General features: G+C 62.7%; 27 protein-coding genes and 1 riboswitch. Of the genes, 20 read left to right on the plus strand and 7 right to left on the minus strand.

The features are described 5' to 3' along the window. Positions 1-92 precede the first annotated feature (92 nt). The 12 genes from cobT to SJI03_RS04945 all read left to right on the plus strand — a co-directional run bounded on the left by cobT (position 93) and on the right by SJI03_RS04945 (position 12,271). Complete coding sequence (cobT, locus tag SJI03_RS04890) at positions 93-1,133, plus strand: nicotinate-nucleotide--dimethylbenzimidazole phosphoribosyltransferase (RefSeq protein WP_322426439.1); 1,041 nt, start codon at positions 93-95, stop codon at positions 1,131-1,133. A gap of 4 nt (positions 1,134-1,137) precedes the next feature. After that, complete coding sequence (locus SJI03_RS04895; RefSeq protein WP_322426440.1) at positions 1,138-1,944, plus strand: adenosylcobinamide-GDP ribazoletransferase; 807 nt, start codon at positions 1,138-1,140, stop codon at positions 1,942-1,944. A 6-nt stretch (positions 1,945-1,950) separates the two neighbouring features. Next, entirely contained in the window at positions 1,951-2,505 is a 555-nt protein-coding gene (locus SJI03_RS04900; RefSeq protein ID WP_322426441.1) for a histidine phosphatase family protein, read from the plus strand. 44 nt (positions 2,506-2,549) lie between these two features. After that, positions 2,550-2,792: riboswitch (cobalamin riboswitch) on the plus strand. 82 nt (positions 2,793-2,874) lie between these two features. Then, positions 2,875-4,857 (plus strand): TonB-dependent receptor, encoded by a 1,983-nt coding sequence (locus SJI03_RS04905; protein WP_322426442.1) that lies wholly within the window; start codon positions 2,875-2,877, stop codon positions 4,855-4,857. Between the two features lie 131 nt (positions 4,858-4,988). Beyond that, the gene (locus SJI03_RS04910) at positions 4,989-6,014 is read left to right on the plus strand and encodes an iron ABC transporter permease (RefSeq protein ID WP_322426443.1); all 1,026 of its coding nucleotides are present in this window, start codon (positions 4,989-4,991) and stop codon (positions 6,012-6,014) included. Beyond that, a complete protein-coding gene (locus tag SJI03_RS04915; RefSeq protein ID WP_322426444.1) occupies positions 6,011-6,778 on the plus strand; it encodes an ABC transporter ATP-binding protein in 768 nt (255 codons plus the stop codon). Before SJI03_RS04910 ends, SJI03_RS04915 begins: the two co-directional genes overlap by 4 nt. A 1-nt stretch (position 6,779) precedes the next feature. Continuing rightward, a complete protein-coding gene (gene cobO / locus SJI03_RS04920; RefSeq protein ID WP_099379793.1) occupies positions 6,780-7,418 on the plus strand; it encodes a cob(I)yrinic acid a,c-diamide adenosyltransferase in 639 nt (212 codons plus the stop codon). Positions 7,419-7,425: 7 nt separating this feature from the next. Continuing rightward, positions 7,426-7,992 (plus strand): bifunctional adenosylcobinamide kinase/adenosylcobinamide-phosphate guanylyltransferase, encoded by a 567-nt coding sequence (cobU, locus tag SJI03_RS04925; protein WP_322426445.1) that lies wholly within the window; start codon positions 7,426-7,428, stop codon positions 7,990-7,992. Beyond that, positions 7,986-8,939 carry an adenosylcobinamide-phosphate synthase CbiB gene (gene cbiB / locus SJI03_RS04930; RefSeq protein WP_322426446.1) on the plus strand — a complete coding sequence of 318 codons (954 nt, stop codon included), beginning with the start codon at positions 7,986-7,988 and terminating at the stop codon, positions 8,937-8,939. The genes cobU and cbiB overlap by 7 nt, the downstream gene beginning before the upstream one ends. Next, positions 8,932-9,918, plus strand: a complete 987-nt coding sequence (cobD, locus tag SJI03_RS04935; protein ID WP_099379790.1) for a threonine-phosphate decarboxylase CobD — start codon at positions 8,932-8,934, stop codon at positions 9,916-9,918. Before cbiB ends, cobD begins: the two co-directional genes overlap by 8 nt. Then, positions 9,915-10,814, plus strand: coding sequence for a cobalamin-binding protein (locus SJI03_RS04940; RefSeq protein ID WP_322426447.1), 900 nt, complete (start codon positions 9,915-9,917; stop codon positions 10,812-10,814). The genes cobD and SJI03_RS04940 overlap by 4 nt, the downstream gene beginning before the upstream one ends. After that, positions 10,811-12,271, plus strand: a complete 1,461-nt coding sequence (locus SJI03_RS04945; RefSeq protein ID WP_322426448.1) for a cobyric acid synthase — start codon at positions 10,811-10,813, stop codon at positions 12,269-12,271. Before SJI03_RS04940 ends, SJI03_RS04945 begins: the two co-directional genes overlap by 4 nt. 3 nt (positions 12,272-12,274) lie before the next feature. Here the strand turns inward: SJI03_RS04945 and SJI03_RS04950 are convergent, their stop codons facing one another. Next, positions 12,275-13,429: a hypothetical protein gene (locus tag SJI03_RS04950; protein WP_322426449.1), complete on the minus strand. Its 1,155-nt coding sequence runs from the start codon at positions 13,427-13,429 to the stop codon at positions 12,275-12,277. 206 nt (positions 13,430-13,635) lie between these two features. On the opposite strand from SJI03_RS04950, the gene SJI03_RS04955 reads away from it, so the two are divergent. The 8 genes from SJI03_RS04955 to yacG all read left to right on the plus strand — a co-directional run bounded on the left by SJI03_RS04955 (position 13,636) and on the right by yacG (position 19,767). Next, complete coding sequence (locus tag SJI03_RS04955; RefSeq protein ID WP_233516285.1) at positions 13,636-15,108, plus strand: DHA2 family efflux MFS transporter permease subunit; 1,473 nt, start codon at positions 13,636-13,638, stop codon at positions 15,106-15,108. Between the two features lie 73 nt (positions 15,109-15,181). Continuing rightward, positions 15,182-16,378 carry a type II secretion system F family protein gene (locus SJI03_RS04960; RefSeq protein WP_322426450.1) on the plus strand — a complete coding sequence of 399 codons (1,197 nt, stop codon included), beginning with the start codon at positions 15,182-15,184 and terminating at the stop codon, positions 16,376-16,378. A 90-nt stretch (positions 16,379-16,468) separates the two neighbouring features. Continuing rightward, the gene (locus SJI03_RS04965; RefSeq protein WP_416208734.1) at positions 16,469-16,747 is read left to right on the plus strand and encodes a type II toxin-antitoxin system RelE/ParE family toxin; all 279 of its coding nucleotides are present in this window, start codon (positions 16,469-16,471) and stop codon (positions 16,745-16,747) included. Next, a complete protein-coding gene (locus tag SJI03_RS04970) occupies positions 16,744-17,076 on the plus strand; it encodes a helix-turn-helix domain-containing protein (RefSeq protein ID WP_322426451.1) in 333 nt (110 codons plus the stop codon). The genes SJI03_RS04965 and SJI03_RS04970 overlap by 4 nt, the downstream gene beginning before the upstream one ends. 106 nt (positions 17,077-17,182) lie before the next feature. After that, complete coding sequence (locus SJI03_RS04975; protein ID WP_322426452.1) at positions 17,183-18,052, plus strand: A24 family peptidase; 870 nt, start codon at positions 17,183-17,185, stop codon at positions 18,050-18,052. A 39-nt stretch (positions 18,053-18,091) separates the two neighbouring features. Further along, positions 18,092-18,739, plus strand: a complete 648-nt coding sequence (gene coaE / locus SJI03_RS04980; protein ID WP_322426453.1) for a dephospho-CoA kinase — start codon at positions 18,092-18,094, stop codon at positions 18,737-18,739. A 62-nt stretch (positions 18,740-18,801) separates the two neighbouring features. Continuing rightward, complete coding sequence (zapD, locus tag SJI03_RS04985) at positions 18,802-19,557, plus strand: cell division protein ZapD (protein ID WP_034748811.1); 756 nt, start codon at positions 18,802-18,804, stop codon at positions 19,555-19,557. Between the two features lie 18 nt (positions 19,558-19,575). Continuing rightward, positions 19,576-19,767 carry a DNA gyrase inhibitor YacG gene (gene yacG / locus SJI03_RS04990; RefSeq protein ID WP_034748814.1) on the plus strand — a complete coding sequence of 64 codons (192 nt, stop codon included), beginning with the start codon at positions 19,576-19,578 and terminating at the stop codon, positions 19,765-19,767. A 13-nt stretch (positions 19,768-19,780) separates the two neighbouring features. Here the strand turns inward: yacG and SJI03_RS04995 are convergent, their stop codons facing one another. From SJI03_RS04995 to secA, 6 genes are all read right to left on the minus strand, one after another. Beyond that, positions 19,781-20,197 carry a VapC toxin family PIN domain ribonuclease gene (locus SJI03_RS04995; RefSeq protein ID WP_322426454.1) on the minus strand — a complete coding sequence of 139 codons (417 nt, stop codon included), beginning with the start codon at positions 20,195-20,197 and terminating at the stop codon, positions 19,781-19,783. A 3-nt stretch (positions 20,198-20,200) separates the two neighbouring features. Continuing rightward, the gene (locus tag SJI03_RS05000) at positions 20,201-20,410 is read right to left on the minus strand and encodes a FitA-like ribbon-helix-helix domain-containing protein (protein WP_070219361.1); all 210 of its coding nucleotides are present in this window, start codon (positions 20,408-20,410) and stop codon (positions 20,201-20,203) included. 120 nt (positions 20,411-20,530) lie between these two features. Continuing rightward, positions 20,531-20,953 carry an NUDIX domain-containing protein gene (locus tag SJI03_RS05005; protein ID WP_099379783.1) on the minus strand — a complete coding sequence of 141 codons (423 nt, stop codon included), beginning with the start codon at positions 20,951-20,953 and terminating at the stop codon, positions 20,531-20,533. Then, a complete protein-coding gene (locus SJI03_RS05010) occupies positions 20,950-21,831 on the minus strand; it encodes an ATP-binding protein (protein ID WP_322426455.1) in 882 nt (293 codons plus the stop codon). Before SJI03_RS05010 ends, SJI03_RS05005 begins: the two co-directional genes overlap by 4 nt. After that, complete coding sequence (argJ, locus tag SJI03_RS05015; RefSeq protein WP_322426456.1) at positions 21,828-23,066, minus strand: bifunctional glutamate N-acetyltransferase/amino-acid acetyltransferase ArgJ; 1,239 nt, start codon at positions 23,064-23,066, stop codon at positions 21,828-21,830. Before argJ ends, SJI03_RS05010 begins: the two co-directional genes overlap by 4 nt. 154 nt (positions 23,067-23,220) lie before the next feature. Then, entirely contained in the window at positions 23,221-25,989 is a 2,769-nt protein-coding gene (gene secA / locus SJI03_RS05020) for a preprotein translocase subunit SecA (RefSeq protein ID WP_099379780.1), read from the minus strand. Positions 25,990-26,229 lie beyond the last annotated feature (240 nt).

Genomic DNA, 26,229 nt, shown 5'->3' on the forward strand with positions numbered 1-26,229 from the left:
AACTCCCCGCAAGCGCTAATTTGCATCTGGGCAAATATTGCTGTGTGATATCGTAGTGCCGACCATACCCTGCCTCATCCATATAGATTCCCATGCCTATCCCACACATTACCTCTACCGCCAATCCCGCCCTGGCCAGCGCACTCGAACACGCCATCAATAGCAAGACCAAGCCGCTGGGCAGCCTCGGCATGCTGGAAACCCTGGCCCATCAGATCGGCCTGATCCAGCAAGGCACGCAGCTGGCACTGCACCAGCCCGCCATCATCGTTTTCGCGGCCGACCATGGCGTCGTCGCGGAAGGCATTTCCGCTTACCCACAAAGCGTGACCTGGCAAATGGTGGAAAACTTCCTCGGCAACGGCGCCGCCATCAATGTCTTCGCCCGCCAGGCCGATTGCGCCCTCTATATAGTAGACGCTGGCGTGAACCATGATTTCGGCCCGCGCGACGGCTTGCTTGACCGCAAGCAAGGCCCCGGCACCCGCAACTTCGCCAAAGAGCCCGCCATGAGCAAAGAGCAATGCCTGGCCGCCATGCAGGCAGGGATGGACCTGGTCGCCACCCTGGATGGCAATGTGCTGGGCTTTGGCGAAATGGGTATCGGCAACACCACCGCTGCCGCGGCACTGATGCACAAGCTGACGGGCACACCCGTCGCCGATTGTGTGGGCGCCGGCACCGGCCTGTCGAAAGATGGCGTGTTGCATAAACAACGAGTGATCGAAGCGGCCGCCGCTCATCACGCGGCAGTCAATGAGCCGCTCGACGTGCTGGCCACCTTTGGCGGCTTCGAGATCGCCATGATGGCCGGCGCCATGCTCAAGGCGGCCGAACGGCGCATGATTCTGCTGATCGATGGCTTCATCGTCAGCAGCGCCCTGCTGGTGGCGGCCCGTCTGCAGCCTGCCATCCTCGATTACTGTGTGTTTTCGCACTGCTCCGATGAAAACGGCCATCGCCAGTTGCTGGCCAGCCTGGGCGCGCGTCCGCTGCTGCACCTCGATTTGCGCCTCGGTGAAGGCACGGGTTCGGCGCTGGCCTTGCCGCTGCTGCACGCGGCCGTCAACTTCATGCGCGAGATGGCGACGTTTGCCTCGGCCCAGGTCAGCGAAAAGTCCACGCCAGACTAAGACGATGACCAATCCCGTTTCTGCCGCAGTCCACCAGTGCCGATTGTTCTTTATCGCGTTGCAGTTCTTCACGCGCCTGCCAATACCGCGCTGGGTGGGTTTCGAGCCGGCCTGGCTGCAGCACGCCTCGCGCTACTTTCCACTGGTCGGCGTGGTGGTGGCGGCCATCAGTGGCGCCGTGTATCTGGTGGCCAGCTGGCTCCTGCCTTCGGCGGTGGCCGTGCTGCTGGCCGTCGCCGCCGGCATCTACCTGACAGGAGCCTTCCATGAAGACGGTTTTGCCGACATGTGCGACGGTTTCGGCGGCGGCATGACGCGCGGGCGGGTGCTGGAAATCATGAAGGATTCGCGCATCGGCGCGTATGGCGCCATCGGCATCCTCTGCCTGCTGGCCATCAAATGCGCGGCGCTCGCCTCAACACCACCTGCCACGGTGGTGGCGACATTATTCATCGCCCATCCTTTGTCTCGCCTGGCCGCCGTGTCGCTGATCTGGGTCATGGACTACGCGCGCGACGAAGGCAAGGCCAAGCCGATGGCGCAAGAAATGACTACCGGAGAGTTCATCATCGCCGCTACCTGCGCCCTGTTGCCCGCCATCGCCTGCGGCCTGCTGGGGATATTTGACTGGGCCACGCTGGTCTTTGCCGTCGTGGCGGCGGCAGCTGCCGCATTCTGGCTGGGCCGCAAATGCCAGCACCGCCTGCAAGGCTACACAGGCGACTGCCTGGGCGCCGTGCAGCAGGTGGCGGAAGTGGCGATTTACTTGGCCATCCTGTCCAGCTTTCAACCTCCATTGCGCTTCTACTAAACAAGCATGCGCCTGATCCTCGTTCGCCACCCCACGCCGCAGGTAACCAGCGGCACCTGCTATGGCCGCAGCGACGTGGCGGTGGCGCCGCACGAATTGGCCGCCGTGCGCGCCAGCCTGCAAGCGACTTTGCCGGCCGGCGTGCCGCTGTATGCCAGCCCGCTGCGCCGCTGCGCCGGCCTGGCGTCAGCCTTGGCGCAAGACCTGCCTTCCAGCGCCCTGCGCCTTGACGCGCGGCTGGCCGAAATGGATTTCGGCACATGGGAAATGCAGCCTTGGCACGCGATTGCGCGCGCGGACATCGATGCCTGGGCCGCCGACCTGGCCTGGTACCGCCCCGGTGGAGGCGAGAATGTGCTGGCAATGGCCACCCGTGTCGATGCCTTTTTAGGCGATCTGTTGCGCGAACAACACGAAACGGCCATCATCATCTGCCATGCGGGCACCATACGCCTGCTGTCGGCACTGCAAGCCCGGCTGCCATTGGAGGAAGCGGCCCTGCTGGCCGCCCGTTCCGCCCATAAAATCGCCTACGGTGCGACGGTCGTCGTCGATTTCTGATATCGAATCGTCCAGCCAGCCATGTCAGTCCCCGCCTGCTGCACGTATAATGGCGGGGTTTTGGTGCCCGCGTTCATGTCCATGAGCGCAGTTAAACGGGAAACACGATGCCGCAGTCGCGGCGAACGTGTGCTGCCCCCGCAACGGTAAGCAAGTGTCCCCCCTCGCAACAGGAAGCGGGCGACAAGCTATCTCTGACAACCACTGTGCTTGCAATCATCGAGCATGGGAAGGTGGGATAGCCGCACTTGCCAGCCCGGATACCGGCCAGGACAGGTGGAAGTGCGGGCCTTGCCGGGTGCCGCGCCTTCCGTTGAATCTGGCTTGCGGGGACGCGAGCCGGGTGCTTTTTCCGAAGAAAACGATATCATGACAACTCCCGTATTACACCGCCGCGCGCCGGCAATGGCGCCGCGCGCCCTGGTTTCCGCTATTTCCCTCTGCTTCATCGCCGCCGCTCCAGCATTCGCGCAAACCGCGAACAACACGCTGGACCAGATCGTTGTCACCGGCTCCCGCTTCAACAGCGACCCGGCGTTGCAACCGATCGGCGCCACCGTCATCACGGCCGATGAAATCCGCCGCGCGGGTGTGACGGATGTGAATCAGGCCATCCGCAAGATCGGCGGCGTCTACGGCCGCCAAGGCCTGGCAGGCAATCCGGACAACTTCACCCTGGACCTGCGCGGTTTCGGCGCTACCGCCAGCCAGAACATGGTCGTAGTCCTCGATGGCGTGCGCCTGTCGGAAAATGAGCTGTCCGATCCCCTGCTGACAACCATTGCCATCGATAGCGTTGAGCGCATCGAAATCACGCGCGGCGGTAGCAGCGTCCTGTACGGCGACGGCGCGACGGGCGGCATCATCAATATCGTCACCAAGCGTCCAGGCAAGCAGGCGGGCCGCGGCACCGTATTTGCGGAAGCAGGCCAACTTGGCCAGCGCGAAGTGCGCGGCTCCGTTGTTCAATCCTGGGACAACGTGGCGCTGAACGCCGCCATCGGCCGACTGGAAACGGACAACTACCGCGATAACAACGAATACAAACAAAATACCTTCAGCGGCGGCGCACAATGGAGTGGCAAGGATGTTCGCGCCGGCCTGCGTATCGACAGCACGCGCCAGGATATCCGCTTCCCGGGCAGCCTCACAATGGCCCAGTTTGAAGCCAATCCACGCCAGACAAAGATGCCAAAAGATTTCGGTTCGATTGACAGCGACCGCTACACCGCGTTCGCCGAGGGACGCCTGGGAGCTGTGGATCTAGCAGCGGAACTGTCTCGTAGCGAAAAGACGGCCAAGTCGAACTACGGCAGCCCAAGACAAGCCAAGACCAAACAAAACCAGTTTTCACCACGCCTGCGTCACCTGGGCCAGTTTGACGGCATGCTCAATGAGATCGTTGCAGGTGTCGACTTCATCAAATGGGATTCCAACATCGACAGTTCTTATTCGCTGGCCAAGGCGAATCAGAAATCGCAGGCATTCTATGTGCGCGATGAACTGAAATTCGCCAGCCCGCAAAATTTCCGCATCGCCGCAGGCGTACGCCACGAAACCTTCGACAAGGACTTCAGCGACCCTATCGGATACTCCACGACAGCCTACAACATCAAGCAGAACTTCAATGCCTGGGACGTACAGGGCAGCTTCGATGTCGTACCGCAGGTGAATCTGTACGCCAAGGCCGGCCAGAGCTATCGCGTGGCGAACGCCGATGAGAACAACTCCACCCCTATTGCAAACAAGCCTCTGCAAGGCCAGACCTCGCATGACCTGGAGCTGGGCGCGACCTACAACAACAGCATCGTCAAGCTCGATGCACGCGTCTTCCGCCACAAGCTGACCAACGAGATCTATTACGATCCGACGGCAGGCGAAATGGGCTGGGGTGCCAACACCAACCTCGATCCGACCAAGCACCAGGGTTTTGAACTCGATGCCAGCGCGAATATCGCCGCTGACTGGAGAGTCAGCGGCCACTATCAGCACGTGAAAGCGACCTTCACCGAAGGGGCCAACTCGGGCAAGGAACTAACCCTGATCCCGAAAAACACCCTGTCGGCTCGTCTGTCGTGGGTGCCGAAAGATGGTCAGAGCGCGGATATCGGTGCGCAATGGGTGGACAGCCAGCGCTATGGCAGCGATTTTGCCAATACCTGTTCTTCCAAGATCCCGGCGTTCACGACGTTCGATGCCCGCTATGCACGCAAGTTCGGCGCCTGGGAAGTGGCGGTCAATGCCTTGAACCTGACCGACAAGCAGTACTTCACCAACGCCTACAGCTGCAAAGGCGGCATCTATCCTAGCAATGGCCGCCAGATGAAACTCTCGGCACGCTACGATTTCTAAAGCGGCCAGGAGTTGATTACAATGGCCCGTACGCGCAATCGCATGCGGGCCATTTTTCGTATACGTCCCACCAAGGCATCAGAAGAAATCCGCAGCCTCTTGCACCGCTCCCGCTTCACCTAAGGCAGTACATGCACCCATTTTTCCGCAATATGCGCCACCGCGCCACCGTGATCCTCACAGTGCTGATCGTGTGCGCGATTGCCAGCCTGATTTTCTCCGGCATGATCGGTTCGATCGCGATCCCGCTCGCCGACCTGCCTTCCGCCCTGTTCCATGTTTTGCAGGGCAAGACCGACACTCTCGCCGACACCCTGCTCGACCTGCGCCTGGGCCGCGCGCTGACCGCCTTTGTCACCGGCGCGGCGCTGTCGCTGGCCGGCGTCATGATGCAGGCGCTGCTGCGCAATCCCCTGGCCGACCCGTATGTGCTGGGCATTTCCGCCGGCGCCTCCGTCGGCGCACTGGCCGCGCTGCTGTTCATGTGCGCGCTGTGGGTGGTCGATGCGGCCGCCTTTGCCGGCGCCGTCGGCGTCTCCATGCTGCTGTACTTCTTTGCCCGGCGCGACCTGCGCGGCGGCACTGCGGCCGAAGGCGGCGCCTCGCTTTTGCTGCTGACGGGCGTGATCCTGGCCTCGGCCTGCATGGCCATCGTCACCCTGATGCTCTCGATTGCCCCGGAAAGCCGCTTGCGCAGCATGGTGTTCTGGATGATCGGCGACCTGTCCGGCGCACCGGCGCGGCTGATGCCATGGCTGGTCCTGGCTGGCGCCCTGGTCTTCGCCTTGCGCTGCGCGCGCTCGCTGAACGTCATGGCGCTGCATGCGGAAGCGGCCAGCACCCTGGGCGTGCGCGTGGGCGCGCTGCGCAAGGGCCTGTTCTTCTGTTCCGGCCTGCTCACGGCCAGCGCCGTCACCAGCGCCGGCAGCGTGGGCTTCGTCGGCCTGATCGTGCCGCATGCGCTGCGTTTTGCCTGCGGCCCCGATCATCGCCTGTTGATACCCGCTGCCGCGCTGGCAGGCGGCACCTTCCTCGTGCTGGCCGATACCCTGGCGCGCACCGTGCTGGCACCGTTGCAGTTGCCCGTCGGCGTGGTGACAGCCATGATCGGTGCGCCCGTCTTCCTGTACCAACTGCACCGATTACGCCGCACATGATACGTACTTACCAACTCGGCCTGAAGGCGGGCACGCGCTGCCTCGTGGAAAACCTCATCTGGCACATCAGGGATGGCGAATGCTGGAGCGTGATCGGCCGCAATGGCGCCGGCAAAAGCACCTTGCTGCGCACCCTGGCCGGCTTGCGCGAACCGGATACGGGCCACGTAACGATACAGGGCCGCGCCCTGATCGACTGGCCGCTGGACGCACTGGCGCGCGAACGGGCTTTCCTGGCGCAGGCGCGCCACGACGCGTTCTCGTACCGCGTCATCGAAACCGTGCTGTCGGCGCGCCACCCGTATCACGACAACCATTACTGGGAAGGCAGCGACGACCAGCGCATCGCCCTGGCGGCGCTGGCCTCGATGGAAGTGGAACACCTGGCCGAACGCGATGTGCGCAGCCTGTCCGGCGGCGAACGTCAGCGTGTGGCGATCGCCGCCATGCTGGCGCAGGATACGCCCTTGCTGCTGCTCGATGAACCGGCCAATGCGCTCGACCTGGCGCACCAGGTCAGCGTCATGGGCCTGCTGGCTAAGCTGTGCCGCGAACAGAATAAAACCGTGGTGATGGTGGGCCATGACCTGAACCTGGCGCACAGCGTCTCGACCCATGCGCTGCTGCTGATGGGCGACGGCGGCTGGCTGGCCGGTCCCGTGGCCGACGTGATGCAGGCATCCATCCTGAGCGACTACCTGGGCCACCCGATCGAGATCATCGATCACGGCAAACGCAAGATATTCATACCGAAAGAGGACTGACATGAGCGACAACATCGACGCGGACACCGCAGCCAATACCGCAGCTATCAACGAACGCCACCGCGTGCGCATGGAGCGCAAGAAGGCCATCATCGACGCGGCCATCGCCAAGGCCGACAAGGAAATCGGCATCATCATCGTCAACACGGGCAATGGCAAGGGCAAGAGTTCGAGCGGCTTCGGCATGGCCATCCGCGCCATGGGCCACGGCATGAAGGTAGGCGTGGTGCAGTTCATCAAGGGCGCCATGTCGACGGGCGAAGAAAAATTCCTGCGCCGCTTCCCCGACGAAATCAGTTTTCATGCGATGGGCGAAGGCTATACCTGGGAAACGCAGAACCGCGAGCGCGACATCGAAAAGGCCGAACTGGCCTGGGAACAGGCGAAGACCTTCCTGGCCGACCCAAGCTACGGCCTGGTGCTGTTCGACGAACTTAATATCGCCCTCAAATACAACTACCTCGACGTCCATAAAATCATCGCCGACCTGCTGGAACGCCCGGCCATGCAGCACGTGGTCATCACGGGCCGCGGCGCGCCGGACGAATTGATCGCGATCGCCGACACCGTTACCGAAATGGCCGTCGTCAAACATGCGTATGCGGCCGGCATCGGCGCGCAACTCGGTACCGAGTGGTAACAGCGCCATGACGCGCACACTGGTCTTCGGCGGCGCCCGTTCCGGCAAGAGCGCTTATGCGGAAACGCTGGCCCGCGAGTCCGGCAAGGAAGTACTCTACCTCGCCACGGCGCAGGCGGGTGACGGCGAGATGGCCACGCGTATCACGCATCACCGCGCGCAGCGCCCGGCCGGGTGGGTGACTATCGAAGAACCGCTGCGCCTGGGCGACGCCATCCTGCGGGAAGCCCGGCCCGGCAGGCTGCTGCTGGTCGACTGCCTGACCCTGTGGCTGACGAACCTGATGTTTTCCACTGGCGAGACGTATCCGGATGTGGGCGACATCACCCTGCCCGAACTGTTCCACAGCGAGCGCGCGCACCTGCTGTATGCGCTGGCGGAAATCGAAGACACAGCTTGCGACATTGTGCTGGTATCGAATGAAGTGGGCATGGGCATCGTGCCCTACGGCGCCATTTCGCGCTGCTTCACCGATGAAGCGGGCCGCTTGAACCAGGCCGTGGCGGCCGTTTGCGACAAGGCTGTCTTTGTCGCCGCCGGCCTGCCCCTGTACCTGAAAGGCGGTCCATGCTGAGCGGCTTGTCGCTGCCCATGCTGGCCGCCTTGATGACGGCCGGCGTGCTGCTCGACCTGCTGCTGGGAGAAACGCGCCGCTGGCATCCGCTGGTGGGTTTTGGCCGCTTCGCCAGCGCTCTGGAACGCCTGCTGAACCGGGGCCGTGGGCGTTTGCTGCGCGGTGCGCTGGCGTGGTTGCTGGCCGTGCTGCCCATCAGCTATGCCGCCTACTGGCTGTGCGGCCTGGCCGGCGCCGCCCTCCACGTCGTCCTGCTCTATCTTTGCCTGGGCCTGCGCAGCCTGCGCGACCACAATCAACCGATCGCCGACGCCCTGGCCATCGATGACCTGGACAACGCGCGCCTGCTGACGGCGCGCATCGTCAGCCGCGACACGGCCAATGCCGATGCGGCCAGCCTGGCCAAGGCCAGCACGGAATCCCTGCTGGAAAACGGCAACGACGCCGTCTTCGGCACCCTGTTCTGGTTTGCCGTGGCGGGCGGCCCCGGCGCCGTGCTATTCCGCCTGTCGAATACGCTCGACGCCATGTGGGGCTACCGCAACGAGCGCTACGACTGGTTCGGCTGCTGCGCCGCACGCATCGACGACGTCTTGAATTACCTGCCGGCGCGCCTGACGGCCCTGTCGTATGTCATGCTGGGCAAGAACATGGCCGACAAAAAACGCGCCTGGCACTGCTGGCGCACGCAGGCGCCCAGCTGGGGCAGCCCGAACGCGGGACCCGTGATGGCCAGCGGCGCCGGCGCCCTGGGCCTGGCTTTGGGCGGCGACGCCATCTACGACGGTGAACTGGAACAGCGTCCGCCACTGGGTAGCGGACGCCCGGCCGAAGCGCGCGATATCGACCGCGCCTGGCGCCTGGTGGCCGAGACGGCCGTGTTGTGGCTGATCTGGATGGCACTGCTGGCGGGCCTGTTCTACCTGAAAGGGAAATACCTTGCTTGAACATGGCGGCAACCTGCGCGACGCCGCGCGCGAATATGGACGACCACTGGCCGACTGGATCGACCTGTCGACCGGCATCAATCCGCACGGCTATCCCGTGCCCGCCAGCAGCGCCAGCGCCTGGCACCGGCTGCCGGAAGCCGATCCTGCGCTGGCGGCAGCCGCCTGTGCCTATTACGGTGCACCAGCCATGCTGCCGATCGCCGGCACGCAAGCTGCCATCCAGGCCCTGCCCCGGCTGCGCGCGCCGTCGCGCGTGGTGGTCGCCGCGCCGTCGTATGCGGAACACGCGCACCACTGGGGCCAGCACGGTCACGAATTGCGACAAGTGCCGTATGCGCAGCTGGCCGATGCCATCGACCACTGCGACGTGCTGGTCATCTGCAATCCGAACAATCCCACCGGTGAGCGCATCGCTCCCGCACTGCTGCTGGAATGGTCGGGCAAGCTGGCCGCGCGCGGCGGCTGGCTGGTGGTCGATGAAGCGTTCGGCGACACGGAAGCGCAAGCAAGCCTCGGGCCGCACACAGGCCAGCCGGGCCTGATCGTGCTGCGCTCGGTGGGCAAATTCTTTGGCCTGGCGGGATTGCGCCTGGGTTTTGTCGCCGCCCATCCCGCCCTGCTGGTGCAACTGGCCGACATGCTTGGACCGTGGACCGTCAGCGGTCCGGCGCAGCAGGTGGCGCTGGCCGCCTTGAACGATACGCACTGGCAGGAGGCGATGCGCGAACGCCTGCGCGGCGATGGCGAGCGCCTGCGCCAGTTGTTGGCCGCGCACGGCATCGCCAGCAACGGCACGGCGCTATTCCAGTGGTGGCCGGAAGCACGCGCCGAAGCGTTCTGGCGCCACATGGCAGAATCGGGCATCTGGGTGCGCCTGTTCCGCCACGCGGCCCATGGCATCCGCCTGGGCTTGCCCCCCGACGAACACGCCTGGCTGCGCCTGCAGCAAGCCCTCACCACATGGAAGCACACATGAACCACTTGAAAACAGCACTGCTGCTGGCCGGACTGGTCTCGCTGCAAACACACGCCGCCATCACCGTGCGCGACGACGACGGCAATACCGTCACTTTGGAAAAACCGGCGCAGCGCATCCTGGCGCTGGCGCCGCATGTGACGGAGCTGCTGTTCGCGGCCGGCGGCGGCGAGAAGATCGCCGGCGTCGTCAGCTACAGCGACTATCCGGAAGCGGCAAAGAAAATCACGCAAGTGGGCGACAACCGCCAGTACGACATGGAGCGCATCATTGCCTTGAAGCCGGACCTCATCGTCGTGTGGATGCATGGCAGTGCCGAACGTCAGATCGCCATGCTGCGCCAGCTGAAGGTGCCCATCTATCACAGCGAACCGCGCAAGCTGGCCGACATCCCCGACAGCATGGAGCGCCTGGGCCAGTTGATGGGCACGGAAAAAGTCGCCAAGCCGGCCGCCGCCCAGCTGCGCGCCAAGCTGGCCAGCTTGACGGCGCAATACGCGCAGCGCCCGCCCGTGCGCGTGTTTTACCAAGTGTGGGACAAACCGTTATATACCTTGAGCGGCGCGAGCATCATCAGCGACTCCATGCGTGTCTGCGGCGGCCAGAATGTGTTCGCCGCGATGAAGGTGGTGGCGCCAGTCGTCACGCCGGAAGGTGTGCTGCAGGAAGACCCGGAAGTCATCTTCGGGACAAGCGAAAAAAGCGATCCGCGCAGCGAAGGCGGCCTGGCTATGTGGCGCGCCTTCCCGTCGATGACGGCCGTGCGCAAGAATAACCTGTTCCGCCTGAATGGCGACCTGCTGAACCGCGCCGGCCCGCGCATGATCGAAGGTACGGCCGCCATGTGCGAGCAGCTGGAAGCGGCCCGCCAGCACCGCACGAAAGCCGTCCCATGACGCAGCAAGTGCCGTTTCCAGCGCTGATGGTGCAAGGCACGACGTCGGATGCGGGCAAGAGCACCATCGTCGCGGCCCTGTGTCGATTGTTGAAACGCCGTGGCGTGATGGTAGCGCCGTTCAAGCCGCAAAACATGGCCTTGAATAGCGCCGTAACGAGCGACGGCGGCGAGATCGGCCGCGCGCAAGCCTTGCAGGCGCTGGCGTGCGGCATTGCGCCGCACACGGACATGAATCCGGTACTTTTGAAACCATCGTCGAACACGGGCGCGCAAGTGATCATCCACGGCAAGGTGCGCGCCGAGATGGATGCGCGCGACTACCAGCAATACAAGACCATCGCCATGGGCGCCGTGCTCGAATCGTACGCGCGCTTGCGCCAGCAGTACGACGCAGTCGTCGTCGAAGGCGCGGGCAGTCCCGCCGAAGTCAATTTGCGCGCGCGCGACATCGCCAACATGGGCTTTGCCGAAGCCGTCGACTGTCCCGTGATCCTGGTGGCCGACATCGACCGGGGCGGCGTCTTCGCCCACATCATCGGCACCCTGGCCTGTCTGTCCGACAGTGAGCGGGCGCGCATCCTGGGCTTCGTCATCAACCGCTTCCGCGGCGACGTCTCGCTGCTCACGCCAGGCATCGAGTGGCTGGAACAGCAGACGGGCAAACCCGTGCTGGCCGTGCTGCCCTACCTGCAAGGCTTGTTCCTCGACGCGGAAGATGCCGTCGAAGCGATGCAGGCCGAACGCGGCGCCTTCAAGGTGGTGGTGCCGCAACTGCCGCGCATCAGCAACCACACGGATGTCGACGCGCTGCGCGCCCACCCCGATATCGACCTGCAATTCGTCCAGCAAGGGCAGCCGATTCCGCCGGCCGACCTGGTAATCCTGCCTGGCAGTAAAAACACGCGGGGCGACCTGGCCTGGCTGCAGCAGCAAGGCTGGCCCGCCTACCTGGCAAAACACCTGCGCTACGGCGGCAAGGTGCTCGGCATCTGTGGCGGCTTCCAGATGCTGGGGCAAAGCGTGCGCGATCCGCTGGGCGTGGAAGGCGCGGCGGGAGAGTCAACGGCGCTGGGATTGCTGGACATGGTGACGGAGCTGACGAGCGAAAAACGCCTGGAACAAGTGAGCGGCTACTGCGCGTTTTCCGGCGCGGCCGATGCGCCCGTGGCAGGCTATGAAATCCACATGGGACTCTCGCATGGCGCGGCGCTGGCGCAGCCGGCCTTTGTCATCGATGGGCGGCCGGAAGGAGCCATGTCGGGCGACGGGCAAATCCTCGGCAGCTATTTGCACGGCATGTTCGACACGCCCGCCGCGTGTTCGGCGCTGCTGCGCTGGGCGGGGCTGGACTCCGGCCACACGGTGGACACCGCCGCCCTGCGCGAGGCCAGCCTGGAGCGGATTGCCGATGCCGCCATACCGCTGCTGGCTGCGCTGGATCACATCAAACGCTAGCGACTAATTTTTCAAGCACATGCCCATGTACGAGCGGTCGGTCGAAAACTCAACCGCCATGCTCGACGACACAGGCATGAACATCGAATAATCTGCCGGCACGTCGGCCGGATCCTTGAACACGGCGATGCCATCGAAATCGACGGCCAGCGCGCCCAGGCCCAGCTTGTTGGTGGTGATGGTTTCGGCGTGCGTCTTGCCAGCGGTGTTGTTGGTGATGGTGGCGGTGCTGCCGGCAACGACGATGTTCGCGCTGATGCCCGACGCCGCACAAGCGTAACTGCCGGCGATTTCGGTGCCGATCTTTTGCTGTTTGGCCGCCACGATGGTGCCCACGCGCAGCACGTTCTGCTGGTTGCGGCTGTAGCGGTCGATAAACAGCGCCAGCCCCCGGTCGCCCGCGTGCACGTGCACGATGCCGAAGTCCTGGTCACCCTGGCGGGCGAAGAGCAAGCCGTTCTTTGCATCCTTGACCAGGGTCAGGCTGGCGTTTTCCGCTTCCAGCTGCGGCGATACCGCAGAACACACGCCTTGCGCATTGAACACGCCGCCATTGCACAGTTGCGCGCTGCCATCGGCCGCCACCTTGAGACTGCCTTTCGGATTGAAACGGTCGCCGCCGTTCGAGGCATTGCGCATGGCGCCCAGGAAGATATAACTGCCGGCCAGCTTGGCCACGTCGCTCACCGCATAGCCGGTGCCGCTGACGGTCGAGAGCATGCTGCCCAATTTGATATTGCCCGACAGAAGACGCGTGCGCGCATCGACGGTGACGCTGAAATCCGTTGCCGTGTAGGTGGTGAGATTGCCAACGGTGGTGGCGCTGAACGTACCGCTGCGGTCGCTCAAGCCGAACTGCGTCGACAGCACGCGGATGGCGTAGGTTTTCTTGACGTTGTCGAAGGTGATGCGCCAGGTGTCGCCGATATCGGCGGCCACGTCATACACGCTTTCATCGGCGCTGGCGCCCGCAATGACGCTCAAGCCGGCCTCCTTGGCCACGGCGGCTGACGCCACGGCCACGCTGTCGACGGGTGTAACAGGAGGCGTGACCACGACGGGCGGGGTGATGGGCACCTCAGGCTTGCCGCCATCGCTGCTGCCACCACATGCGGACAGGGCCGCGCCCAGGACAAGGAACGTAAATGCATTTTTCATGTGGTGTGACTTTCGAGGAAAAGAGGCCGGAGCTGCCGGAAAACACATGTTAGCCTTGCCGGCAATCTATTGCCATGGAACAAATGTTCCATGGACTAAGCCCGCGGCACGCTGCCAAAATGAATGGCGTGGGCGGCACGCCTGCGCCATTTATGTGACAATTCGTCGTACTGTCGGCTCCGTTTTTTCTCCTCAGGCTCGCATCCATGACCAGTTCCCCGATCAAAAGCTACCTTCCCTGGGTGGTCGCCACCGCCCTGTTCATGGAGCAACTCGACTCCACCATCGTCAACACCGCCATCCCCGCCATGGCCGCCAGCCTGAACGTGACGCCACTGAGCCTGAAGGCCGTCGTCACCAGCTACATCCTGAGCCTGGCCGTGTGCATTCCCATCAGCGGCTGGATGGCCGACCGCTTCGGCACGCGGCGCGTGTTTTCCGCCGCCGTCGCCATCTTTACCCTCGCCTCCATCCTGTGCGGCCTGTCCGTGAATGCGCCCATGCTGGTGGCTGCGCGCCTGCTGCAAGGGGTGGGCGCGGCCATGATGATGCCGGTGGGCAGGCTCACCATCATCCGCACCTTTCCCAAGTCGCAATTGCTGGCGGCCATGAATTTCGTCATCATCCCCGCCCTGATCGGCCCCCTGCTGGGACCCACGGTGGGCGGGCTGATCGTGCACTGGCTGTCGTGGCGCGAGATTTTCTTCGTCAACGTACCTGTCGGCCTGGTGGCGCTGTACCTGGCGCACCGCTACATGCCCGATTACTATGGCGACAAGCCCCGTCCGCTGGACCTGATCGGCCTGGTGCTGTTCGGCACGGGCATCGCGCTGCTGTCGTGGCTGCTGGAAATCTTCGGCGAACACCGCATCGACGGCACCTCGTTTGCCGTGCTGCTGTTCATCTCCATCAGCCTGCTGGCCGCGTATGTCTGGCATTCGAGTGAAGTGCTGCATCCGCTGCTGCGCCTGACCCTGTTCAAGATCCGCACCTTCCGCGTCTCCGTCGTGGGCGGCTTCGTCACGCGCCTGGGCGTGGGCGGCCTGCCCTTCCTGCTGCCGCTGCTGTACCAGCTGGGCCTGGGCTTGCCCGCCTGGCAATCGGGCTTGCTGATGATGCCGTCGGCCGCGGCCGCCATGGGCATGAAATTCATTTCCGCGCGCGTGCTGGCACGCTTCGGCTATCGCCAGGTACTGATCGTCAATACCGTACTGATCGGCGTCACCATCGCCATGTTTTCGCAGGTGGGCGTGGGGACGCCCCTGTACGTGATCGTCGCCATCAGCCTGTGCATGGGCTTTTTCAATTCGCTGCAGTTTTCCAGCATGAACACCATCGCGTATGCCGACGTCGACAAGAGCGATTCGAGCATGGCCAGCACCATCGCCAGCTCGATGCAGCAACTGTCGATGAGCTTTGGCCTCGCCTTCGGTTCGCTGATCACGGGCTGGTACCTGGGCGACATGCCGCAGTCGGACCGTGCCATGCTCAGCACGGCCCTGCACCACGCCTTTCTGACCCTGGCCGCGCTGACGGTGCTGTCCTCGCTGACCTTCTGGACCTTGCGCCGCGACGATGGCGAAAGCATCAGCAAGGGCACGGACAGCGACGAGGATGATGCGGCCGACGTGAAGGCCCAGGCCGTTGTGCAGACGGAAGTACAAACCACAAAAGGCTGAGCCACATCAAGCTTGCCGCCAGCGCCGCTGGTGCTTTTGCCCCACGCTGCTAACGTGACGGCAGGAGGTGCACATGGCGGCCGAGCGGCGCTTTGCGTGGAAGGGCACGGACCGCCATGGCAAGCCGGTCGATGGCGTCTTGCGCGCCGCCGACGCCAGCGCCGCCAAGGCCGCGCTACGACGCGAAGGCATCCTGGCCACACGTGTGCAGGCAGCGCGCAGCGCGCCCGGCAAGGCCATCACGCGCAAGGATATCGCCCTGTTCACGCGCCAGTTGTCGACCATGATGGCGGCCGGGGTGCCGCTGTTGCACGCCTTCGACATCGCCGGCAAGGGCCACGCCAAACCCGCCGTCACCGAGCTGATGCGCGACTTGCGCCACGATATCGAAGCGGGCAGCAGCCTGCAGCAGGCGTTCCGCAAGTTCCCCCTGCTGTTTGACGAACTGTATTGCAATCTGCTGGCGGCAGGCGAACAGGCCGGCATCGTGCAGGACTTGCTGGCGCGCCTGGCCACGCACCAGGAAAAGGCCATCGCCCTGCGACGGAAGGTACGCGGCGCGCTGATGTATCCGCTGGCCATCGTACTCGTCGCCATCGTTGTCACGGCCATCATCATGAGCGTGGTCGTGCCCGCTTTCCGCCAGGTCTTCGACAGCTTTGGCGCACCGTTGCCGCTGCCCACCCTGGTCGTCATGGGCGTGTCCGCCTTTGTTGTCCGCTACTGGTTGGCCTTGCTGGCGGCGCTGCTGCTCGCTTGCCTGCTGCTGCACCTGGCCTGGCGCCGCTATCCCACGTGGCGGCGCAACACGCAACTACGGGCGCTGCGCCTGCCCGTCTTCGGCCCCCTCTTGCGCAAGGCGGCAATCGCCCGCTGGACGCGCACCCTGGCGGCCATGTTCGCCGCCGGCGTGCCACTGCTCGACTCTCTCGGCCTGGTGGGCGCCGCCTCTGGCCACGCGCTGTACCAGGAAGCGACGACACGCATCGAAAGCGAAATCCGCGCCGGCGGCAGTCTGGCCCTGGCCATGGAACACTGCGGCGTGTTTCCCCCGCTGCTGACGCAACTGACCCTGATCGGCGAGGAATCGGGCGCCCTCGACGCCATGCTGTCGCGCGCGGCCGACATCATCGAGGCCGACATCGACGCCACCGTGGCCACCCTTTCCACGCTGCTGGAACCGGCGCTGATGGTGGTGCTGGGCGTGCTCGTCGGTTCCCTCGTGATCGCCCTGTATTTGCCGATTTTCAAGCTGGGGGCGGTGATTTGACAAGTGTATAAAATTTGATACACTAAGAAGAGCCCCATCGAGTGGCGCGGCAGCTCCCTGAACGATCTCAGGAATGACCATATTTTCCCTCTGGATGCGCGCCGGGAGGCTGGTCACCAGCTCAGCCTGATTCAAGCGGGACTGGAACCCGATCATTGGAAGCCATTTGACGAGGTGGGTGCAGGCACCAGGGAAATTATTATCAATCTGAATGACGGCTGGTTCCGGGTGATGTATGTCGCGAAGTTCCCGGAAGCCATCTATGTCTTGCACTGTTTCAAGAAGAAAACCAATACCACGGCAAAACAAGATAAAGATATTGCGATTGCCCGCTACAAAACGGTGCGCAAGGAAAGGAGCAAGAAATGAGTATCGACACCAAATCAGCGCACGTCACCGCTGTCGGCGCGAACGTTTTTAGCGATCTGGGTTTTGAGTCCGGCGAAGCCGCCGAACTTCACGCGCGGTCGAAGCGCATCATTTCGGACAAGGTCGCCATCAAGGAAAAATTGATGGCCGAACTGGCCCTGTGGATCAATACGGAAAACCTGAAGCAGGCCGATGCCGCCCAAATACTCGGGATAACGCGGCCCCGTGTTTCCGATGTCATTAACAAGAAAACGCCCAAGTTCACCATCGATGCCTTGGTCGACATGCTCGCCAGAACGGGAAAACGCGTGGAATTCCTGATCGCATAAAAGCAGGCAAGACCTTTATTGCCCCCATGCGCCAGCAGATGTTTTACACTGCGGCAGTGCCAGGCAATGTTTGCGCGGCAACATCATCACCTCAGACAAATCCACCATGCTGCAAGATACCCTGCTGTTCGCCGCGCCCGGCAATCTGCCCGTCGCCCTCGTCGCCGCCCTGTTCGGCCTGATCGTCGGCAGCTTCCTGAATGTGGTGATCCACCGCGTCCCGAAAATGATGCAGCGCGAATCTGATAATTATGTGGCGGAAGAAAGCGGCTTGCCCTTGCCGCACACGGACCGCTACAACCTGATGCTGCCGCACTCGAATTGCACCGCTTGCGGCCACCGCATCACGGCCATGGAAAATATCCCCGTCCTCAGCTATCTGCTGTTGCGTGGCAAGTGCAGCGCGTGCCAGGCGCCGATCTCCGTGCGCTATCCGCTGGTCGAGCTGCTGACTGGCGCGCTGTCGGCCCTGCTGGTCTGGCACTTCGGCAGCGGCTGGACGGGCCTGGCCACGCTCGTGTTTGCCTGGCTGCTGATCGCCATGACCTTCATCGATGCCGATACGCAAATGCTACCCGACGACCTCACCTTCCCCCTGCTGTGGGCGGGCTTGCTGGTCAATATCAACGGCACTTTCGTGCCCCTGCAGGAAGCCGTCATCGGCGCGGTCGCCGGCTACCTGGCCCTGTGGGCCGTGTACTGGGTCTTCAAACTGGCGACAGGCAAGGAGGGAATGGGCTATGGTGATTTCAAATTGCTGGCGGCGCTCGGTGCGTGGCTGGGCTGGACCATGCTGCCGACGATCATCTTATTATCGTCGCTGGTCGGCGCCGTGGTCGGCATCGGCCTGATCGTGTTTGCCAAGCGGGGGCGCGACAAACCGATTCCGTTCGGCCCCTACCTGGCGGCGGCTGGCCTGATCGCGCTGCTATACGGCACGCCCCTGTCGCGCCTCACACTGGGCCTGACCAGCTGACCAGCTGACCCGCGCAGCAGCGCCCCTATGGATAAACACATGCAACTACACAACGTCCCTTATTTCAGCGTGGGTCTCACCGGCGGCATCGGCTGCGGCAAGAGCACGGTGGCCGACCTGTTCGCCGCGCGCGGCGCCTCCATCGTCGACACCGACCAGATCGCGCACAGCCTGACGGCACCGAATGGCGCGGCCATGCCGGCCCTGGTGGCGGAATTCGGCGCCGACTACGCCGATGCGCGCGGCGCCCTCGACCGCACAAAAATGCGCAACCTCGTGTTTGCCGACGCCGCCGCCAAGGCCAGACTGGAAGCCATCCTGCACCCGCGCATCCGCCAGGCCACCCTGGCGGCGGCCGCCGAGGCAACAGGCAGCTATGTGATCTTTGCCGTTCCCCTGCTCGTCGAGTCCGGTGGATGGGTGGAGCGGGTCAACCGGGTGCTGGTCATCGATTGCCTGGAAAGCCTGCAAGTATCGCGCGTGATGGCGCGCAATGGCTTATCGGAAGAACAAGTCAAAGCCATCATGGCCACACAGGCCACGCGCGCCATGCGCCTGGCGGCGGCGGACGATGTGATCGACAATAATGGCGATTTGGCCGCCCTGGCGCCGCAGATTGCCCAGTTGCACGATTTATATCTGGCATTTTCAAAAAGAATGGCCGGAATCGGGTCGCAACGTTTGTAATTTGTCGACGCTTGGTTCAAAATCACGGGATTGTTTGCAGGTCCTTACTTAAGGGAATTATTTTGATTGTCTACGAATACCCTTTCAACGAACGCATACGTACCTTGTTGCGGCTGGAAGACCTGTACGACAAATTCAAGTTCTTCATCCAGCAAGAGCATGCAATGCAGCACCATGTTGCCTTGGCAACTATTTTCGATATGCTCGAAGTGGCCGGCCGCGCCGACCTGAAGTCCGACCTGCTGCAGGAACTCGAGCGTCAGCGCCAGAGCCTGCTCGGCTACCGCAGCAATCCCAACGTGGAACCGGAAACCCTCGATGCCATCCTCGGCGAACTCGACAGCGTCAGCGGCGCCCTGGTGGCGGCGCAAGGCAAGACGGGACAGAATATCCGCGACAATGAATGGCTGATGAGCATCCGCGGCCGCACCATCATTCCGGGCGGCGCCTGCGAATTCGACTTGCCGTCATACTTTGCCTGGCAAAAACGCAGCTCGGAACAGCGTCTGACCGATATCCACGCCTGGTTCGCCCCGCTGGCACCGCTGTTCGACGCGCTGGCCCTCGTATTGCGCCTGCTGCGCGATTCCGGCGGACCCGTTAAACTGATCGCCAATGGCGGCAGCTACCAGCAAATGCTGCAAGGCAAGGTCTACCAGATGCTGCGCCTGAGCCTGGATGAAAACAGCGGCGCCATCCCGGAAATTTCCGCCAACAAATACATGCTGTGGGTGCGCTTCACCACCCAGGGCGGCGACTTGAAACCCAAGCCGCTGGAAGAAGATGTCCCGTTCGAGCTCACGCTCTGTAATTTTTAATTGTTACTTATTTGCCCCATCATGACCGTCGTTAACTGCCCTACCTGTGCCGCCAAAGTCGAATGGACTGAAGCCAACAAATTCCGCCCCTTCTGCTCGGAGCGCTGCAAGCAGATCGACCTGGGTGCCTGGGCCGAAGAGAAATACACGATCCCCGCGGCCGACCCGTTCGAAGATCCCCTGGCAGACGAAGACAACAAGCCGCAATAAGCCGCAATTAGCTTCAATTAAACGGATTTTCCAGGCGCAGCCCCTGCGCCGCGAAACTGTCAAGCCTGCCACTGACCACCGTCAAGCCATAGGCGATGCCCATCGCCGCGATCTGTCCATCGATGCCATGCGCATGGCCGCGGCCATGCAGGCGGGCGCACACGAGCGCGCAATCGAGGTCGAATTCCAGCAAGCGGGGCGCATACTCTGCCAGCACGGCTTCCAGCCAGCCTTCCAGCGCCAGTGCTTCCAGCGCCGCTTCGCGCCGCCAGCTGCGCTGTATGCCTGCGCGCAATTGCGCGATCACTTGCACCGGCACATAGCGCATCTCTGGCGTCACCCGCTCGAAGAAGGTAGCCACGCCTGCTGGCGCGGCGCCGCCCTTGCGCGCCGCAACGATCACATCCGTGTCGACCAGATAGACGGGCATGACTCAAGGGCGGCGCTCAAAATCCGCATCCAACCCCACGTCGGGCATGCCGCGCAGAATATCGTCGAGCGGGCGCTTCGGCAGCGGCCGCAAGGCGCTGCGCAAGATGTCGCGGTGCTCGTCCTCGATGCTGCGTCCATGCGCGCGGGCACGCTTGTGCAAGGCGGCGATCAGCAATTCATCGGTATCGGTAAAGGTCAGTGTCAGCGGCATGCGAGACTCCCCTGTGCGTGATGAAAGCACTGTAGCGCAAAGCGCCGACTATACAAGGAAAGTCACAGGAAAGCTTGCGCCAGCACGCAGCGTGATGCTGCCCGCTGGCACAAGTAAAGATTATGCAGGCGCCAGGGATTCGCGGCGTACCTCATCTAACCATTCCAGCAGGGGAATGGTGGCCGGCAGCAAGGGTTCCACGCCGACCGTGCCTTGCCAGGCGAACGCCTGCCCTTCCAGGCTTTGCGGCTCGCCCCGCCATTCGCGGCTGATATAGAAATGCAGGCGCACATGAGCGTGCGGATACACATATTCGACGCCGCACCAGGGTTCTGCACTGTCGATATATAGCCCCAGCTCTTCGACAAACTCGCGCTTCAAGGCGTCAAGAATGGCTTCGCCGGCTTCGACTTTACCGCCAGGAAATTCCCAATAGCCGTCATACGGCTTGCCGGCCGGGCGCTGGCCCAGCAGCACGTCGCCGTTCGGCTTCATCAGGATGCCGACGGCGACATCCACCGGTGTAATTTTCACTTCGCTCATTGCGGCAACTTTCCCGCAGGAAGTTTCCCCGCATAGTCGCGCGCGAATTGCCACGCCACCCGGCCCGAACGGGAACCGCGCTGCAAGGCCCAGCGCAGGGCGTCGCCGCGTGCTGCCGCAATCTGTTCCGGCGTGCAGCCAAACGAGGCCAGCCAGTGCGCCGCGATATCGAGATAATCATCCTGCTTGAACGGGTAGAAAGACAACCACAGGCCGAAGCGCTCGGACAGCGAGATTTTCTCTTCCACCGTCTCGCCCGGATGCAGATCGCCATCGTCGTCCGTCTTGTAGCTGGTGTTATCCGACATGCGTTCCGGCATCAGGTGACGGCGGTTCGAGGTGGCGTAGATCAGCACATTGTCCGATTGCGCGGCGATGCTGCCGTCGAGCGCCACTTTCAGCGCCTTGTAGCCGCTCTCGCCCTCTTCGAACGACAGGTCGTCGCAAAAGATGATGAAACGCTCGGGGCGCGCCGCCACCAGGTCGACGATGTCGGGCAAGTCGGCCAGATCGGCCTTGTCGACTTCGATCAGGCGCAAGCCCTGGTCGGCGAACTGGTTCAGGCAAGCCTTGATCAAGGAGGACTTGCCCGTGCCGCGCGCCCCCGTCAGCAGCACATTGTTGGCGGGGCGGCTGGCAACGAACTGGCGCGTGTTCTGCTCGATCTGCGCCTTTTGTGTGCCGATATTGTGCAAGTCATCCAGAGCAATGGACGAGACATGCGCCACGGCCTGCAAATAAGGCAGCGCGCCCTGGCGCCGGCGCCAGCGGAAGGCAAAGCTGTTCCAGTCGGTAGCCGGCAAGGCCGGCGGCAAGATCGACTCGAGCCGCGCCAGCACCCGCTCGGCGCGGATCAGGAATTGATCGAGACTGGTCATGAGCGGTAGTCGGCGTTGATCGACACGTAGTCATGCGACAGGTCGCACGTCCACAAGGTGGCCGTGGCATCGCCGCGCGCCAGCTTGACGCGGATGGTGATTTCGCTTTGCTGCATCACGCGCTGGCCATCCTGTTCCTGGTAGTCCGGGTTGCGGCCGCCATTCTTGGCCACCCACACGTCGTCCAGGTACAGGTTCAATTGGCCCACGTCGAGGTCGTCCACACCGGCGTAGCCGATGGCGGCCAGGATGCGGCCCAGGTTCGGGTCGGAGGCGAAGAAGGCCGTTTTCACCAGCGGCGAATGGGCGATGGAATAGGCGATCTTGCGGCACTCTTCCACGTTGCGGCCGTCTTCCACGGTCACCGTCATGAACTTGGTCGCGCCTTCGCCGTCACGCACGATGGCTTGTGCCAGGAAGGTCGACAGTTCGGTGACGGCGGCCGACAGTTCCGCATAGTGCGGCGAGTCGATGGAATCGATCACCAGGCTGCCGGCGCCTGTTGCCACCAGCATGAACGAGTCATTGGTGGACGTGTCGCCGTCGATGGTGATGCAGTTGAACGATTTGTCGGCTGCCTGCTTCACCAGCTGGTCCAGCACCGGTTGCGCCACGGTGGCGTCAAACGCGAGGAAGCCCAGCATGGTGGCCATGTTCGGCTTGATCATGCCGGCGCCCTTGCTGATGCCTGTCAGGGTGACCGCGTGGCCACCGATGGTGACCGTGCGCGAGCCGGCTTTCGGCTGCGTGTCGGTGGTCATGATGGCTTCGGCGGCCGAGAACCAGTTGTCCGACGTCAGCGCTGCTACCGCTTGCGGCAAGCCGGCGACCAGGCGCTGCACAGGCAGCGGTTCGAGGATCACGCCGGTGGAAAACGGCAGGATTTGCTGCGGCGTGCAGCCCAGCAGCTCGGCCAGCGCGGCGCAGCTGGCCTGCGCGTCGGCCAGGCCCGATTCGCCCGTGCCCGCATTCGCGTTGCCCGTATTGACCAGCAGCGCGCGGATCGGCGCGGCGCCGGCCGTCACGGCCGCCAGGTTGGCTTTCGAAATTTGCACGGGCGCGGCGCAGAAGCGGTTCAAGGTGAACACGCCGGCCACGGTGGCCGTCGGCGCCAGTTTCAATACCAGCAAATCCTTGCGGTTGGGTTTCTTGATGCCTGCTTCGGCAACACCGATTTCAATGCCGGCGACGGCTTTCAAGTCGGCGGCGACGGGCTTGGGAGAATTGACGGCCATGGTGATTTCTTCTGCGAGGGAAAAGGGAAGCGCTATTGTAGCGCCTTCGCGGCGCCGGTGAACATGCGTGCCGGTAGATGCGCGCGCGCAAATTGAAAAGGCATAAAAAAACGGAGACCGCGGTCTCCGTTTTTTGTCAGGCAGTCAAACCGCCTTATGCCAGCTTGCCGTGGCAGGCCTTGTACTTTTTGCCGCTGCCGCAAGGGCATGGGTCGTTACGACCGACCTTGACACCCATGCTCACGCTCATGTCGTCGACGTTGTCCATGTTGCCGCCGGCAGTAGGCGCCAGCAGCTCTTCCGGCGCCGCGTTCGGGTCGAATTCGGCGTGCTGGTAGTGCACGTTTTCCACGTGCGACTGCTGCATCGCCTGTTCGGCCGCATCGACTTCTTCACGCGACTGGATGCGTACCGTCATCACGTGTTTCGTGACGTCGTTCTTGATCATGTCGAGCATCTGGCCAAACAGTTCAAACGCTTCGCGCTTGTATTCCTGTTTCGGGTTCTTCTGCGCATAACCGCGCAGGTGAATACCCTGGCGCAGGTGATCGAGCGCCGCCAGGTGTTCGCGCCAGTGGCTGTCCACGCTTTGCAGCATGACATTGCGTTCGAAGCCGCCAAACGATTCCTTGCCGACGATATCGATCTTCGACTGGTACACGGCATCGGCCGCGACCAGCACTTTTTCCAGGATCTCGTCGTCCGTCAGGGTCGCATCGGCTTCCAGCATTTGCTGCAGCGGCAAGTCGAGCTGCCATTCGCTGGCCAGGGTGTTTTCCAGACCCTTGATATCCCACTGCTCTTCCACCGATTCATGCGGCACATACTCGTGCACCAGGTCGGTGAACACGCCATGGCGCAGCGAGCCGATCATGTCGGAAATATCGGTCGTTTCCAGCAGCTCGTTACGCTGCTGGTAGATGACTTTACGCTGGTCGTTGGCGACGTCATCGTATTCCAGCAATTGCTTGCGGATGTCGAAGTTGCGCGCTTCGACCTTGCGCTGGGCCGATTCGATCGAACGCGAGACGATGCCTGCCTCGATCGGTTCGCCTTCCGGCATTTTCAGGCGGTCCATCACGGCGCGCACGCGGTCGCCGGCGAAGATGCGCAGCAGCGCGTCGTCGAGCGACAAGTAGAAGCGCGACGAACCCGGATCGCCCTGGCGGCCGGCACGGCCACGCAATTGATTATCAACGCGGCGCGATTCATGGCGTTCGGTGCCGATAATGTGCAAACCGCCCGCATTGACCACATGGTCGTGCAAGGATTGCCATTCATCGCGCAAGGTCTGCGACTGGGCTGCCTTGTCGGCGTCGCTCAGTTCAGCATTGGCTTCGATGAACTTGATCTGGTTTTCGACGTTACCGCCCAGCACAATGTCCGTACCGCGGCCAGCCATGTTGGTGGCGATGGTGATGGCTTTCGGACGACCTGCCTGGGCGATGATTTCCGCTTCGCGGGCATGCTGCTTCGCGTTCAGCACGTTGTGCGGCAAATCGGCCTTGGTCAGGATGCCCGACAGCAGTTCCGAGTTCTCGATCGAGGTCGTACCGACCAGCACGGGCTGGCCGCGCTCGTAGCAGTCGCGGATGTCGTTCAACATCGCGTTGTATTTTTCCGCCGACGATTTGTAGACCTGATCCTGGCGATCCTTGCGCTGCAGCGGACGGTTTTGCGGGATCACGACCGTTTCCAGGCCGTAGATTTCCTGGAATTCGTACGCTTCGGTATCGGCCGTACCGGTCATGCCGGCCAGCTTGGCGTACATGCGGAAGTAGTTCTGGAAGGTGATCGAGGCCAGGGTCTGGTTCTCGTTCTGGATCTTGACGCCTTCTTTCGCTTCGACGGCCTGGTGCAAACCATCGGACCAGCGGCGGCCCGTCATCAGACGGCCCGTGAATTCATCGACGATCACCACTTCATTGTTCTGCACCACATAGTGCTGATCCTTGAAGTACAGCGCATGCGCGCGCAGGGCCGCATACAGGTGGTGCACGAGAGTGATGTTGGCCGAATCGTACAGCGATGCGCCTTCCGGCAGCAGGCCCATCTCCATCAGGATGCCTTCTGCCTTTTCGTGGCCGGCTTCCGTCAGCAGCACCTGGTGCGCCTTTTCATCCTTGGTGTAGTCGCCCGGCACGTCAACCTTGCCCTTGCCATCCGGCGTTTCTTCACCGATCTGCAAAGTCAACAACGCAGGCACTTCATTGATCTTGTGATACAGGTCCGTATGGTTCTCGGCCTGGCCCGAAATGATCAACGGCGTACGCGCTTCATCGATCAGAATCGAGTCGACTTCATCGACGATGCCGAAGTTCAGGCTGCGCTGCACGCGCTCGCGCGCTTCGTAGACCATGTTATCGCGCAAGAAATCGAAACCGAATTCATTGTTCGTGCCATACGTGATGTCGGAGTTGTACGCCTGCTGCTTGGCGCTGTGCTCCATCTGCGACATGTTCACGCCCGTCGACAGTCCCAGCCAGGCATACAGGCGGCCCATGGTCTCGGCATCGCGCTGCGCCAGGTAATCATTGACGGTGACGATATGCACGCCCTTGCCCGACAGAGCATTCAGGTAGGCTGGCAAGGTTGCCATCAGGGTCTTGCCCTCGCCCGTGCCCATCTCCGCGATCTTACCGAAATGCAAGACCATGCCGCCGATCATCTGCACATCGAAATGGCGCATGCGCAGGACGCGCTTGCTGGCCTCGCGGCAGACGGCAAAGGCTTCCGGCAACAAGGCATCGAGCGATTCGCCAGCGGCGATGCGTTCCTTGAAGGCAGGCGTCTTCGCTTGCAGCTCGGCATCCGACAGCTTTTCGATGGCCGGCTCGAGCGCATTGATCTCGCGTACCGTTTTTTGGTATTGCTTGAGCAGCCGCTGGTTGCGGCTACCGAAAATCTGGGTCAGTAATGACATGCTTGAATTCTTGAAAAAACGCCGTTAAAAAAAGCTCGGTAGGGAACAACGAGGTAGGTATCGCGTCACCGCACGGAGTTCGACTATGGCAAAAGACGATGATTTTATCATGCGTTCCCGACATGGTTGGGCTAATGCGCCATATAACAATAGCTTAATGACAAACAAATGGCAGAAATTGCGGACATTTTCCATACTGTAAGGCAATACGGCCCGCCCGCCTGCGCCACACCCACCGAC

It is taken from the genome of Janthinobacterium sp. GMG1 (assembly GCF_034427795.1).
Classification (GTDB): Bacteria; Pseudomonadota; Gammaproteobacteria; order Burkholderiales; family Burkholderiaceae_D; genus Janthinobacterium.